Consider the following 14,814-nt stretch of genomic DNA (forward strand, 5'->3'; position numbering starts at 1 on the left):
GTTTAGCGGCTTTTTCCAATGGTCAATCACACATCTCTTACATCCGTGCCACTGTCTCCGCCCATATCGGAAAAGAGTCAGCTGCTCGACATGTTTTCTGATCCGGTTCGGGGAATTGCTTTTTCGCTCGTCTTTCTCCTGCTGACAGTGTACGGAATGAGTGCGATTCTGTATCTAACCCAGATGCTAATCAGAGTCGGTTCACTCTATGATGATACAGACTTAATTCGGGTGCTCAGTAGCTTACTTAGCGCCGGAATGGCTTTGGGTATTTTAGCTGCTTTTGTCCAGATTGAAAACCAACTGCCAACGAATGCCATCAAGTACCTAGTCCTGTTTGGACTTACCTGCCTGCTTACCTTAGGTGTTCAGAAACTGATGTGGGTATATGCCTTCAAACATCTCTTGCATCACCCAAGCCCAGCGCATTTCCAACAGAATGTAGTTTACCTGTTTTCACCCGCCATTGCGGTCTGCCTTTACTTTTATTCCTGGCAGCGGGCAAATTCGGCCAGCCGGATCATTCGTCGACAGGAATATGAACTAGCCCGTTTAGCCCAACTCAAAACGCAGGCCGAGTTAACAGCCTTACAGGCCCGAATCAATCCACATTTCCTCTATAACACGTTAAACAGTATTAGCAGTTTAGTCTATAAACAGCCTGCCAAAGCCGATGAGATGGTCGTTGAACTTAGCAAACTATTTCAGGCAGCAACCAACGCGTCGGCTCAGCTTGTAGCACCTATAACGGACGAAGTGGCTTTTGTTACTGGCTATCTGCGGATTGAGCAGTATCGATTTGGCAATCGACTCCAATATACCATTGAAGTTGACCCCGACGTAGGTCAGGTCGAAATACCCCGCTTTTTGCTTCAGCCACTCGTCGAAAACGCGGTTAAACACGGTATCAGCAACCAGCTTGGTGTTGGACAAATCCTGGTGTCGATTGGTCGGCAAGGATCGAATTTGCACATTACCGTCCGGGACAACGGGGACTCGTTCCCTTCTCAGGCAGTGAATGGGTATGGACTGATGAGTATTCACGAAACGCTTCGCCTGCTTTATGAAGGAAGGGCTAGCCTTATGCTGCAAAATGCACCTGACAAACAAGTACTTATTCAGATTCCCCTTTGAGCATGGCAACCTCATCTATTGTATTAATCGACGATGAACCATTGGCGTTAGAGCGGCTTCGTCACCTACTGGCTGACTACAGGGATAGCCTGTCGATTTGCGGGGAAGCGACCAATGGTTTTGACGGTATTACCTTAATCAAATCACTTCAACCGGCGGTTATTTTTCTGGATATTCAGATGCCCAAACTGACGGGTTTTGAGATGCTGGCTCAGCTCCCCTACAAACCTTACGTCGTATTCACTACCGCGTATGACCAGTACGCCTTACGAGCGTTTGAGGAGAATTCACTGGATTATTTATTGAAGCCTATTGATGCCACTCGCCTGGCAAAAACAGTAGCGAAAATAAGCTTATATCAACAGCCTCTTCCCTTGACGCAGCAAACCTTGCAAACCTTATTCACTCAGGCACAACCGCCTAAGCCCATTCAGGGGATGATGGTTAAAAATGGGGATACGTTACAACTGGTAGCGCTGGGCGAAATCGCTTACTTTCAGGCAGCAGGTAAATACGTCTTACTACATACGCTTGAGGGCGGTCAGCATCTGGTTGATTATGCCCTTACCGAATTGGCTGATTTACTTCCCGATCAGTTCATTCGGATCAGTCGCGCCTGTATAGTCAATACGTTCCTCATTCGGCAACTCCGAAAACGACTCAATGGCAGCTATTTACTGACCTTAGGCGATACGAAAGGGTCGATACTGGAAACCAGTACGAATGGCCGGGAAATTTTAGCTCAACTCAACTTATTGTAAACCGATGGCACTCATTCAGATGAGTAAGCGACCAGCCCTGAACTAATCAATAGGCCTTTATGGAAAATCACGGTTTCAACCGGCTGATTCAGCTGGTACAGATTCGTTTGTGCCTTGAAAAAAGGAATCTACATGCCAGGAAGCTGATAATAGGGGTATGTATCCTGTTGGGGGTAGTCCTGATTCGACTAATTGTGTCCTGCCAGAACGACGGATTGATTGCCATAGAGAATACTAGCCCGTTTTTGTCCAAACTTTCGCAATACGGCATTTTCCAAGGAAAGCCATCTAACCTGACCCCATCCGTTGGCTTCCATCTCTATGAATTATCGGCTACGCTCTTTACGGATTATGCAGAGAAGCAGCGGTTGATTAAGCTTCCCCCAGGTACTACGTTGACCTCGCAAGGGAAGGGTCTTCCTGGCTTTCCCAACGGTACGATGATTGTGAAGACATTCTATTATGACAAGGATCAACGAGATACGTCGAAAGGAAAAGTAATCATTGAAACGCGGCTCCTAATTAAAACAGAGCTAGGCTGGAACGTAGCGACCTATCTCTGGAATGATGATCAGCAAGATGCAACGCTGGTTACGAGTGGTTTCAACAAAACAGTAAACTGGATCGATGCAAGTGGAAATGCACAGATAATTTCCTACCATGTTCCCAGTAACCGGGAATGCACAACCTGCCACCAGTTAAGCGGTGAAGTCTTACCAATTGGCCCCAAATTGCGAAACCTGAATCGGCCTGTAAATCGAAATAACCAAACGATCAATCAACTTGATTTCCTGCAACAGGCCGGGGTATTGAGTTCAATTACCCCGGCTACTGTGCCGTCCTTACCCGACTATTCAAATTCGGCTTTACCCTTGTCGGAACGAGCTCGCGCGTATGCCGAAATAAATTGTACCCACTGCCACAATGCTGCGGGATACGCAGCCAGCACAAAGTTATTTTTTGGGTATGATCTTCCTTACGATCAGACGACGATTGCTAGCCACAAAGACAAGATTATCCAATTGATGGAATCGGGCACCATGCCCCGGTTGGGTACAACAGTGGTCGATCAGCCGGGATTAGCTTTACTTAAATCGTACATCAAAAGCTTACCCTAAGTGATGAACGCTATTTCATTCATGCTGACCTTCCTGATGCCAATCCTGGTGTTTGGCCAGCAACCAGCAAGCATAAAGCCAAATCGGGCATCGATTGGCATAAATGTTTCGCCTTCACTCTGCTACCGTACGATTAGTGCTACGTCCACCGATGCGTTAGTAATTGCCGACCGAAATGGACGTGAAATTTCCAAATGGGGTTATGATGCTGGCGTTACCATATCTGTTCCGATGAGTAAACGGATTGCGCTGGAATCGGGAATCTTCTATGTCTCAAGAGGCTACCAAACTCGCCCGCAGACACTGGAATGGCCCAGTACAACAACAGATATGCCTGTTTCAAGCACGACTCGTTTTACCTATAAATTTCTAAGTATTCCTGGAAAGGTAACCTATACGTTTGGGCATAGTAAACTACAGGGCTTCGTTGAGGTAGGTTTGGCAATGAATGTGTTTATCGGTCAACAGGTCAAGCTTATCGCTCGTTATGCGGATCGGCAAACCGAATCCACGAGTCGTAAAGAGGTGGGTGTTTCCCGATTCAGTTTGTTCGCCTTAGTAAGCGCCGGGATTCGATATCCGGTTTCTCCACGAATGAACGTAAAGCTTGAGCCAAACTTTCAGTATGGTGTAACGCCCCTAAGGCCTGGTTTAGCTGTTCGGGAGCATCTCTATTCTGGTGGTTTGACAATTGGATTATCAAGGCGATTTTAAGTTTCGAAGCCTGCTATCCATTTGAGAGCCAGAACGGTCGTTTACAAAATCAGAACCAGCGTACCACTAATAATCAGGGCGGCTCCTATAGCGGCTTTCCAGGTTAGGGCCTCGCCCAGAAACACAACCGAAAGGACGATGGCAATGGCAACACTCAACTTATCGACCGGTGCTACCTGCGAAACCTTACCAAGCTGTAAAGCTTTAAAATAGAATATCCAGGAGAAACCTGTTGCCAGCCCCGAACAGATCAGAAATAGCCAGTTCTGGCGGGTAAGGTTAGGCAACGTTTCGATTCCGCCCCGCCAAAACACTAATCCCCAAGCAACTAACAAAATTATAACCGTTCGGATGGCAGTCGCCAAATCACTATTAACCCCTTTGATGCCGACTTTTGCCAGAATCGCTGTCAGGGCTGCAAACAAGGCTGAGAGTAACGCATAAATCCACCACATAGTTAACTTTTTAAAGTTAAAAGAAACCCTAGAATCTGAAGCATTTTTGAAGCAAAGATCAAATGACGTCCAATGCCATCCTGGAAGTTAATTCAAATACGCTTTCAGGACAGCATTGGGCGTGGTTTAGTCAACTAAAATGCCTGACCAATCCCAAAGAATATAAGTTGGTCTTCGCGGGATCTTCCATAATCTAACGACAGGATTGTCGATTGATTCCAGGCTACTCGGAGGCCCGCTCCGTAGGAGGTTTTAATGTTCGATAGGTTTAGATCCTGCCACCGATCACGCACCGTCCCTGCATCAACGAATGGTGCTACACCAAAGCCAAATCGTTGCTTGCCCCACTTCGCTTCCGCTAACCGAACTCGTAGCTCCACGTTGGCAAACCATAAAGATCGGGCTAAAAACCGATTCGCCCGGTAACCGCGAAGTGATTGCTTCCCCCCGAGCGCATTGATGCTTCCATCTGGACTCCACTGATCCTGAAATTCAAAGAATGGGGCTTGATCGCCAAAAATGTTTCCAGCGGCAACTCGTCCGGCCAGTACGGTTCGGGAACCCCAGGGTAGTTTTTGATAATAACGCCCCTGTAGAAACAATTTATTGAAGTCGAACTGCGAACCGATATACTTGCTGGAATACTCATTGGCCAGTTCTACATAAGCCCCCCGCGTTGGATCGGGTTCAAAATCGCGCGTGTCGTAGATCAGAGCCGCCTGAATAATGGATACCCAGCCACCATTTAGGCCCGTCACCAAACCTTGCTCAAAATCGCGCCGTAACAATGACGTACCATTCGGTGCCGTGGTGTTCTGACCTGTTGCTGGATCAATGGCCTCAGCCGTCAATCCTTCAAAGGTTGCATACTTCAGGTTTTGGATCTCATAGCCACCCATCACGCGCCATTTCCCTTTGCCAATCGCATAGTCTGCTTTCAGATTGAGCATCCATTCGGTCTCCCGGAAGCGATTCGACAGCGCGTCCGTCACTTGAGCAGCTTCGCCCACACTACCGGGACGTAGCGTTTTTCGGGCCTGTTCAAATGCTTCATAGGTCGGGAAGGAATGATCGTCAGATTGAGCTGAAGGCAATCGCAGTGGCCCCAGTGTTTTTTCTGTAGACCCAAAGTATAGGTTGGCTGGATTTTGCTGGGCTTTGAAGTCAATCCGGTATCGCCAGCGACTTCCTCGGTAATACGGCACGTCCAGAGATAAAATCAGCTCCCTTGCATTAGTGGTATAATAGGCGACATTGGCCTTCAGCCGAACCAGATACGGGGTGTAGGCAAACAGAGGGTTAGTTCGCTCTCCGTTCCAATAAATATTACTCCGTACCCCAAAACCAAAGCCCGTGACCGGGTCAGACGAAAAATCGGGAATGCCCGTAATGAAGGTCCCTTCCCGCTTTTTCGCCAGATCGTCAGCGGACATACGTTTTGATTTGATAAAGGAAAGCGTGTCAGGTTCGAAGATAGGTGCTGGCTTAACTTCCTGTGAGTAAGCCACTGAAGCTGACAGAAATAGCAAATAAATAACAATAGGGCGTCTCATAACGGATGAACTGAATAAGTTATCCGGTAAAACTGAGGGGCGATTTTGTAGAAATTTTGAATTGTCAAAACAGACGGTAAATTGCTGGTAGCCGTTAGCAAAGTGGTATTGTACCGACCAATAGTGCGACTGACAGATTTCGTACACAATCGCCAGCCCTAAACCACTTCCTGATCGATCATTGGATTGTTTACTGAAGCGATGAAACAACGTACGGGCATTAAGCAATTGGCTACCCGTATTGGCTACCCACAGTTCTTGCTCCTTGAGTTTAACTTGAATCCTTCCTCCAGGCAACGTATGTCGAATAGCGTTTGCTAGCAGATTATTGATCAGCAATTCGGTCAATGTTTTGTTTCCATCGATCTCAATGTCTGGTAAAATTGAGCTAGACAGCATAAGGTTCTTACTCTCGATGGGCTCAGCGAGTTGGCCCAGCGATTGCTCAATGAGTTCACTGATCGCGATGGATTGGTGATCGTCGAATTGTCGATTTTCTATTTTAGCAAGCAGCAGTAAATTTTGATTGATACGGGAAACGCGGGTCAACATCCTGTTCATTTCTTCAATCAATTGATACTGCCGCTCCGATACCGCTTCTCTTTGGAGGAGTAAATCCAGTTTGTTTTTAAGGATCGTTAGCGGAGTTTGTAATTCATGTGATGCGTTCTCGGTAAATTCCTTTTGCGAGCGATACGTAGAAATATTTTGCCGAATTAGCCCTCGTAACGCTACGTTCAATTCTTCAAATTCCAGTGTATCCGACGGTTCAAAGGTTGGCTCGGTTTGACTACTCAGCCTAAATCGTTTTAACTCGGCCAGCGTATGCTGAAACGGTTTCCATACGTGAACAGACAGCCGTTTGTTCAACAGCAAAAAACCGATAACCAGAATCAAGAAGAAGAAAAATGTTAAGACCGCAATGGCTATCACAATCTCTTCCGATTCTTCGACGTTGGTTTCGACTACCAGACGATAAGATTGGCCATTGATTCGAATGATGCGGGCTAAACCTCTGAATCGCTTTAGTTCGTTGTTCTGAACGGCCGGATGTCGCTTACTCACCGTGTACGTACTATCGCCGTGATCGACTCCCGACGCAACTTTCTCCAGGTTTGTTCCGGGCTGGATTTTGTTCCATAGCGCAATCCCCTCGGTTAATTCGCGATCGCTGAGCGTTATCTGGTTAAGTTCATGTTCCGACCGATCCGCCAGGATAGTATTGTGTTCATCGAGTTCTTCCAGCCAAATGCTATTGACCAGATAATAATAAGCGGGAATGCTGGCGGCCAGAACCACCAACGCGTATAGGGTAAATGAGGTGAGTGTTCGAGTTAGTAGCTTTTTCATACCTCCCATTTATATCCTGTTCCATAGACTGTTTTGAGGTAATTAGTACAATTAGCTTCGGCCAGTTTTCGCTTCAGGTTTTTGATATGTGCATACACAAAGTCATGATTATCCAGCATATCGGCCAAATCGCCCGAAAGGTGTTCGGCCAATGTACTTTTCGAAATGACCCGGTTTTTATTGCTCAGAAAATAGACCAGTAGATCAAACTCTTTTTTGGTTAACAGGATGGCGGATTCGTGTATGTGTACTGTTTTTGCCAGCAGATCGATCGTCAATTCATGTTGCTGAATGCGATTGGCGTGTCCAAAGTGCTTTCGGCGGATAACGGAGTAGATCCGGGCGGCCAACTCGGCTAAATGAAATGGTTTGGTTAAATAATCATCCGCTCCAAGTTGAAGACCTTTGATTTTGTCATCGAGTGCGCCCTTCGCTGAAATAATGATGACACCGTTAAGAATTCCCTGCAGCTTTATGGACTCCAGAATGGTGATTCCATCGCCACCGGGCAACATGAGGTCGAGCAGAATGCAGTCGTAAGTATAATCGGCAATCTTTTGCATCGCTTGCCCGAATGTATTAGCAAACGAGCAACGGTAGCCTTCGTCTATCAAGTAGTCGGCAATACTATTCGCCAGATCCGGCTCGTCTTCAATGATCAGGATTTTCATCAACCCAAAATACCCAACCAATTTTGAAGAAATTTTGAAGCGACTCTGATGATGATTCTGGCTATTGCCGCCGTTCCGTTTCTATAAAATACTCAGAATAAACCCGAAGCACTATAATTTATCATATTACGGTCTAACAAAATGCTGCAAAGCTCATTTAAAAATGATGACAACGGAAAGTAGACGATAGAGCTATAGCGTAAGTTATTCGTACCGCAAAGCCCTTACTGGATTGGTGCGGGCCAATCGAATGGCGTGATAACCCGTGGTCAGAGCAGCAATGAAAAAGGCTACTCCTCCGGCCAGCATAAACTCCCCTAAGCCAATCGAAATATGGTAGGCAAAATCCTGTAACCAGCAATTCATGGCAAACCAAGCCAATGGACTCGCCAGTAGAATAGCAAGTCCGACCAGTAGTAGAAGCTCCTTTGATAGTAGGTAAATTAAACCAGGCTCCTTAGCACCCATCACTTTACGAATGCCTATTTCCTTGGTTCGCTGAGAAGTGGCTAACGAAGCCAATCCGTATAAGCCCAGACAAGCGACTAAAATCGTAAGCAGACTGAAATAAGTAAAAATTGTGACTAGCCGACGCTCCTGCTGGTACTGCTTGTCAAACGTAGCGTCCAGAAAAGCAAAATCGAAGGCATGATTCGGTACGATCTTTCGCCACTGACTTTCGATCAGGCTGATTTGATCGGGCAACTGACCGACGGATAATCGTACGAGCATTTTCTCAGGGAATTGCCCCATAGTATTCTGTAATACCATTGGCTCGATGGGCTTCTGGGGCGATTGAAAATGGAAATCCTTTACCACGCCCACTACCTTGCCGCGCCATGTTTGCTGGCCAATTGGACCTTGACTGAGGTCTTTGCCTATAGCTGCTTCTGGTTCGATCCCCCAAGCCATCTTCTTTACTAAGGCTTCGTTGACGATTACTTCATGGATAGCCTCTCCATTCTTCTGCAGACTGGACGTCGAGGTGGTGAAGTTTCGACCAGCAACTAGGGGAATGCCTAAGACGGTCAAGTAGTTTTCGTCTACGTTAATGGTGCGTTGAGGGAGGGGTAGCATTTTCCCATCCTTTTCCAAGTTGAATGCCGAGAGATTCATCTCCTGACTTGGTAGGGAGTTGGAGCCGATTAGAGTTACCCCGCGGAGATAAGCTAAACCGGAAAGGGCCTTTTTGAGTGGGATAGCCCCGTTAGCCGCGGCTTGAGGAATGTCTACCACCAGCACCTGTTCTCCTTGAAAGCCCAAATCCTTATGCTGTAGATAACGTAACTGCTTGTAGACAACCAACGTACCAATAATGATGGCGACCGAAATAGTAAACTGGAGCACCATTAGCGATTGCCCTACCTGCGCTTTCGCTGATTTTCCACTCAGACGAAGTTTACCTTTCACTGCTATTACCGGCTCAAAAGAAGCCAGATAAAAGGCCGGGTAACTACCAGCTAAAACGCCCATGATGATAAAAATCCCCACCAATAAGCCCGCCATTGGCCAATTTAATAGCGAAACGAGCGTAAAGTGCGTATCGGCTAGCTGGTTATAGATCGGTAATAGCAGGATCACCAATAACAGCGAGAGAAATATGGCTGCCCCGGTCAGCAGGAGCGATTCGCCTAGAAACTGAACCAGTAATTGGAAGCGACCCGCCCCAATCGCTTTGCGAATGCCTACTTCCCGGTTTCGCCCGGCCGATTGGGCCAAGGAAAGGTTTATGTAATTAATTGACGCAATGAGCAGTAAAAAAGCAGCGACCAGGGAGAAAATGAGTAAATAGGTCCGGTTAGCCTTTGGGGTGTCGAACAGTTTTGGTTCACCTAAATGGATGTCCCTTATATTTTCCAAAGCGAAGTCAATATGCCCTCCTCTTTTGGCAAAATCAGGCTGTATCTTTTGGGCAATCTGAGCCAGTTTTTGAGGAAATCTCTCTCCACTGACCGCTTGCTTAAACAAGACATAGGTAATGCACCAGGCTTGTTTCTCTAACTGCGTTGCCACTTGGGAAATCAACATTTGAAAGGGCATATCTGTATTTGGCGGTATATCACGAAGTACGCCGGTGATCTGATAGGTGTTTTCGCCCGATTGTAGCATCTCGCCGAGCACGCCTTTACCCGTTTGCCAGTTCGGACCAAAAAACTTCCGGGCTACACTTTCCGTAATGACCATTGATCCAGGCCGGATCAAGGCTGTCTTAGGATCACCGGCCAGCATGGGATAGGTAAAGACCTGGAAAAAGGACGGATCGAAGATAGTATATACCTGGTCAAGGCTTACCAATCGGGGTGCTTTAAGCGTTGACTTCGTCACTGACTTAAACGTCATTTTACCCAGGTTGCCTTGTAGGCGGATAATCTTTTCTACCTCGGCGTAGTCCGTCTGTACATGTTGGCCGATAAAGTTCGGTGTCCAGACGGTATGGTTTTCTTTGCCATCTACAGTCAAGCGAGTGGTTAGCCGGAAAATTCGTTTCGCGTTTTGGTGGTAATTGTCGTAGCTCAGTTCCTGCTGAACATACAGGATAATCAGGATACAGCTAGCCATACTGACCACTAATCCGAGCAGATTTATCGACGAAGACAACCTATGACGATTTAGGTTACGCCAGGCATTTCTAAAATAATTGTCGAGCATAAGAAGGCTATTAACTGAAGGGTGGCTTATGCATTTTTAGATGCAATGCCCTCACGTATTCCATAAATCGCTCCCTGTTTGACCCCACTCATGACGACCCACTTACGTATCTATCATTGACAACATCTCCATTTAATTCCAATCTTTTTTAGCAGGAATTTAGGTATGAAATCAGCCTGGAATCGTTTGTTTATAAAGCTTAGAATCAAGCATCAGAGTCAGATAAAGGGAAATGCTAACCTGGACCAAAAAGAAAAAGATGATTTATTCGCTTCTTACCGACTGGATTATGCCCAATTGGAAAATGAAGATCAACGGGGCCAGATGATCTGTCAACTAGGCCGAGACGTACTCCGTTTGGCTGAAAAACAGAAATTCAGACGTTCCCAACTGGTCCATCAACAAGGAATTGATTTAGATGGGTTGAGGAGTAGGTTGACCGTTTCGGATTAGCCTTACTTTACGTTCAATTCTGATAGTGAGAAAACACATTAAACAATTAATGACTGTAGCTATGTTCTTGATTTGGGCATGAACCCTTTTTATAGAGGTGTTTGCTACCCATGCGCATGATCGACGGGCAAGCTGGATCATTGGCATTAGTGTCAACGGGCTATTTGGGATTATTTACAGTACCTTGCCATACGACCAAAAACGGTCAAAGAGTGGTTTAAAAGATAAGCGTTTGATGATCGAAGCTTGGTTCATAGGAAATCTTAATTCGTTCGCATCTTCTCATCTTCTGCACTGCCTACTGTATTTCGTCTTCGGGCGTTAGCCTCTTTGCCAAAGCGGTATAGGAAGGAGATTCCCACTCGACGCGTATCACTTTGTCGGGTGTAGAACGCTGAAACCTGATTCAGGGCGACGGTTTGGCCATGCACCACCATCGTATAGAAGATGTCATTGACGTTTAACCGTATCATTGCCTGTCCCTGAAGCATCGTTTTCTGTATACCCACACTAATGTTATAAATCGAACTATTTTTGGATTGGGCAAAGAATTGACTACCGGGAAAAAAGCCAGTCAGTTCAGCATTCCAGGTTTTGCCCAATTTAAACTGATTGACGGTTTCTATTTCATGAAGGTTCGAAGGTTGGTCAATCGAGACGCCATCGGCTTGCCCCTGGTTTCGGATCGACAACAAAACAGCACTGAGGTTAAGCGACCACCAACGGGTGGGCGACACCGATACATTTGGGATTATACCCATGAATCGCCCTTGGGAAAAGTTTTGAAAGCGGGTAATCAGCTGGTCACCAACAACTTTCGTAACTGGCTCGATACCATCTTTATTCCAACTATAAGAGAAGGTAAGCCCCAGATACTGCTTGTAGGAATAGCGGAGTTCAATGGATTGGGCCTGGCCAGGAATTAAATTCGGATTGCCTCCGGAATAGGAATAGCGGTCCCGATAAAATAGAAATGGGTTAAGTTGCTGGTAGCCAGGCCTCCGAATTCGTTTACTATAACTCAGTACGAGCGTGTTATCACCGGCCTTGTCAAGTTTATAGGATAAATACAGCGATGGAATAGTTTCGGTGAAAAGTGGAATCCACGGTAAATGGATTGGTCAGTTGATGACCCTTCGCTTGCGTGTTCTCCAGACGCAAACCCGTTTGAATAGCCCAGCGCGACCAGTATTTTTTCAGGTTTATGTAGGCTGCATTAATGTTTTCGGTGTATTGAAAATGATTACTTTTTCTATAATCCTGCCTCAGACCATCCCCAGCTTGGTTGAACCAGTCTGACTCAGTATCAGTCGCTACAACGCTTGTTTTAAAGCCTGCGCTAAATTCAGCTTTACCAGCTAACGGGTGCGTATAATCAAGTTTGCCAGCAATAATTCGAACTGTGGAAGGAATGACAAAGGCCTGGTGCTGCAAGTTGACTAACAACCCGGAAGGCAAATAGGTGTAGATTGGTGATTGCTGGGCCGTATTAGCTTTATATTGAAGAACATCCAAATCCGCCGTCAGTTGTTTCCCCGTACTATGGAATTTATGGGACAGGTTCATATTGATCCCGGAATTGGTAAATTGGTACTGCCCATCGGTATAACCTCTGGTTACTGAGTCTGGTTGTAGCAAACTAGAATATTGACTACTGGTATAATCAAGTCGGTCTCTTCTTGGTCGTATAGAGCCTGTAATCTGGATGCCAAGGGTGGTTTTTGGCGATACAAAATAATCCATACCAATCCGACCGTTCCATCCATTGGATACATTGCTGAATTGGCTAGACTGCTGGATGGTAGATTGTAATAAACCTCTATCGGTGGAAAAGTAGCGGGTATAGGTCTCGTCGCTAAAATTTCGATCTAGATTATAGCTGTTATTAGTAAATAGATTAAATCGTTTGGTTCGGTAATTTAACAGTATGGAGTGATTTTGCCGACCGTATACACCCTGATTATAGCCTAGATTGACACTACCATTAAAACCAGCTGCTCGATTCTTTTTCAGGACAATATTAATAATCGCTCTCCCAGCGGCATCGTACCGGGCTGGGGGATTACTTATCAATTCGACTTTATCCAGTATAGCCCCCGGCAAGGATCGTAAGTACGAGGCTAGGTCCTGCGCCGACATATAGGTAGGCTTATTATCAATGAGGACCAGCACATTCCGTTTTCCATTTAAACTAATGTCATCATTTGATCCTACTATCACACCGGGACTTTTGGACAATACATCCAGCGCATGACTGCCCGCAGCGGAAAGCATCGCATCAACGTTGACAATGGTTCGATCTATTTCTTGTTCGATCAACGGCTTTTTAGCTGTAACAACAACTTCGTTTAACGTCTTTGGGGTGGAAGACCACAAGACAATGACAGGTAGCCGTAGGACAGACTGGGTTTCACTAATCGAAATAAGACCACTTTTGTAAGGATGAAAGCCAACATACGAGCAGATCAACACATAATCCCCCTGAGGCAGATTCTTAAAATCAAAAGCGCCATCGGTATCGGCAAGACTGGCTTTTTTGATAGTAGTATCCCCTTTTTCCTGTAAGATAAGAGTAGCTCCAGGAAGGGCTTTATTTTGAGCATCACGGATTAAACCACTAATTTTTCCATTGTTTATCTGGGCTTTACTGAGTAATGGGAGTATCGCCATCAGCACTAGCAATACAAAAGAATCTCGTTTCATAAGACAGACGTATTCGTGAAAAATTCTGTCCAAACGTCTATTCTCTTTCGAAGACTCTCAATTTTAGGGTACAGATAGGGGGGAAGGGGGTGTGGAATGGTCTTTTCGGTGGATAAGCCATTTCATCACCGATTACTGGTATTCCGTCCCCTAGGTAGTTGCAATGGTCACCCGAACTTTGCAGGGAATCAGATTCGTCGATCTTTGACCCATGAAAACTGTTCAGCAGATCCTTAGCGGAAACAAGCTAACCGTTCACCTGATTTTCTCGACCTCCGTTCTGGCCGGTTTGGGAATGGGGGGGTATCTGATGCATTGGCAAGGGTATCGGTTCGAGAATCTCTGGTCGACGGGGATCGATTGTTTATTTTTCCTACTCTGCATCTATACAGGGCGCTGGCTGTTTGGCCGATGGTATCTGAACGAGCAGTTAGCTCAATTCATCGGTTACGCCCTGCTATCCAGTTTGGGGATACTTGTCCTTAAATGGCTAGCGGTTCGGTACGTTTTTCATCATCCATTCGCGGAACTCTGGGAATTAGGAGTTGCCATCATGCCCTTTTTTCTGATCGGCCTCATTATGGGCATGTTACTGAAACTGATCCGGGCGACGGTTCAAAAGGAAGTACAGGAGGCTCAGATCAAAGCCGAACAAAAGCAAAGTGAATTCAACGTATTACAAGCCCAGTTAAGTCCACATTTTTTGTTCAACGTATTGAATAATCTGTACGGCATTTCGATTGAGGAACATGAGCGGGTTCCGGCTTTACTACTGAAGCTATCGAACCTCTTGCGGTACTCGGTGTACAGCGCAAAGAAGCCATTTGTACCGCTTACAGAAGAGTTGGACTATATTCAAAACTACATTGACTTTGAGCAAATTCGAATTAGTGATCGGCTCGTCTTGCAAACGAATATCGAATCAGCGATTGTGCCAACGATTAAGATTGCTCCGCTGGTATTGATTGTTTTTGTGGAAAATGCGTTTAAACACGCCAAGAACACGCTGGTGCCGCAAATTCACATAACGATCTCCTTAAAAATATCCGATAATTTTATCTGCTTTGCCGTAGGTAATTCGTATCAATCTGAAAACCAAAGTGATCAATTGCTGAACGAAGAATCAGGGGTAGGACTAGCCAATACGCTTAGGCGGCTGGACCTAGTGTATGGAACGGATTATGAGTTGAAGCAGGAGGCCGCCAATAATGTCTATACCGTTGAGCTTCGGGTAAAAATAAAATCGTAACGCC

10 protein-coding genes and 1 pseudogene are annotated in these 14,814 nt (G+C 45.9%); 6 read left to right on the forward strand and 5 right to left on the reverse strand.

Annotation, left to right across the window (positions count from 1 at the left end):
- The first annotated feature begins 45 nt into the window (after nucleotides 1–45).
- From ACYVFD_RS28975 to ACYVFD_RS28990, 4 genes are read left to right on the forward strand one after another with little or no spacing between them, the layout of a single operon-like run.
- Nucleotides 46–1,134 carry a sensor histidine kinase gene (locus ACYVFD_RS28975; protein WP_461094012.1) on the forward strand — a complete coding sequence of 363 codons (1,089 nt, stop codon included), beginning with the start codon at nucleotides 46–48 and terminating at the stop codon, nucleotides 1,132–1,134.
- A 2-nt stretch (nucleotides 1,135–1,136) separates the two neighbouring features.
- Nucleotides 1,137–1,895 carry a LytR/AlgR family response regulator transcription factor gene (locus ACYVFD_RS28980; protein ID WP_461094013.1) on the forward strand — a complete coding sequence of 253 codons (759 nt, stop codon included), beginning with the start codon at nucleotides 1,137–1,139 and terminating at the stop codon, nucleotides 1,893–1,895.
- A gap of 59 nt (nucleotides 1,896–1,954) precedes the next feature.
- Nucleotides 1,955–3,013, forward strand: coding sequence for a hypothetical protein (locus ACYVFD_RS28985; RefSeq protein WP_461094014.1), 1,059 nt, complete (start codon nucleotides 1,955–1,957; stop codon nucleotides 3,011–3,013).
- A gap of 3 nt (nucleotides 3,014–3,016) precedes the next feature.
- A complete protein-coding gene (locus ACYVFD_RS28990; protein ID WP_461094015.1) occupies nucleotides 3,017–3,727 on the forward strand; it encodes an outer membrane beta-barrel protein in 711 nt (236 codons plus the stop codon).
- A gap of 41 nt (nucleotides 3,728–3,768) precedes the next feature.
- On the opposite strand, the gene ACYVFD_RS28995 is transcribed toward ACYVFD_RS28990, so the two are convergent.
- The 4 genes from ACYVFD_RS28995 to ACYVFD_RS29010 form a co-directional block, all read right to left on the reverse strand.
- Nucleotides 3,769–4,182: an EamA family transporter gene (locus tag ACYVFD_RS28995; protein ID WP_461094016.1), complete on the reverse strand. Its 414-nt coding sequence runs from the start codon at nucleotides 4,180–4,182 to the stop codon at nucleotides 3,769–3,771.
- Nucleotides 4,183–4,316: 134 nt separating this feature from the next.
- On the reverse strand, nucleotides 4,317–7,085 hold the full coding sequence (omp85, locus tag ACYVFD_RS29000; protein ID WP_461094017.1) for an Omp85 family outer membrane protein: 2,769 nt from the start codon (nucleotides 7,083–7,085) through the stop codon (nucleotides 4,317–4,319).
- Nucleotides 7,082–7,756 (reverse strand): response regulator transcription factor, encoded by a 675-nt coding sequence (locus ACYVFD_RS29005; protein WP_461094018.1) that lies wholly within the window; start codon nucleotides 7,754–7,756, stop codon nucleotides 7,082–7,084. The genes omp85 and ACYVFD_RS29005 overlap by 4 nt, the downstream gene beginning before the upstream one ends.
- A 204-nt stretch (nucleotides 7,757–7,960) precedes the next feature.
- Nucleotides 7,961–10,354: an ABC transporter permease gene (locus ACYVFD_RS29010; RefSeq protein WP_461094019.1), complete on the reverse strand. Its 2,394-nt coding sequence runs from the start codon at nucleotides 10,352–10,354 to the stop codon at nucleotides 7,961–7,963.
- 216 nt (nucleotides 10,355–10,570) lie between these two features.
- Here ACYVFD_RS29010 and ACYVFD_RS29015 point away from each other — a divergent pair, with 216 nt between their 5' ends.
- Nucleotides 10,571–10,858 carry a hypothetical protein gene (locus tag ACYVFD_RS29015; RefSeq protein ID WP_461094020.1) on the forward strand — a complete coding sequence of 96 codons (288 nt, stop codon included), beginning with the start codon at nucleotides 10,571–10,573 and terminating at the stop codon, nucleotides 10,856–10,858.
- 263 nt (nucleotides 10,859–11,121) lie between these two features.
- On the opposite strand, the pseudogene ACYVFD_RS29020 reads toward ACYVFD_RS29015, so the two are convergent.
- A pseudogene (locus tag ACYVFD_RS29020) lies at nucleotides 11,122–13,561 on the reverse strand (TonB-dependent receptor).
- A 211-nt stretch (nucleotides 13,562–13,772) separates the two neighbouring features.
- Here ACYVFD_RS29020 and ACYVFD_RS29025 point away from each other — a divergent pair.
- Nucleotides 13,773–14,810: a sensor histidine kinase gene (locus tag ACYVFD_RS29025; RefSeq protein ID WP_461094021.1), complete on the forward strand. Its 1,038-nt coding sequence runs from the start codon at nucleotides 13,773–13,775 to the stop codon at nucleotides 14,808–14,810.
- The last annotated feature ends 4 nt before the right edge of the window (nucleotides 14,811–14,814 follow it).

This window comes from Spirosoma gilvum (assembly GCF_054776815.1).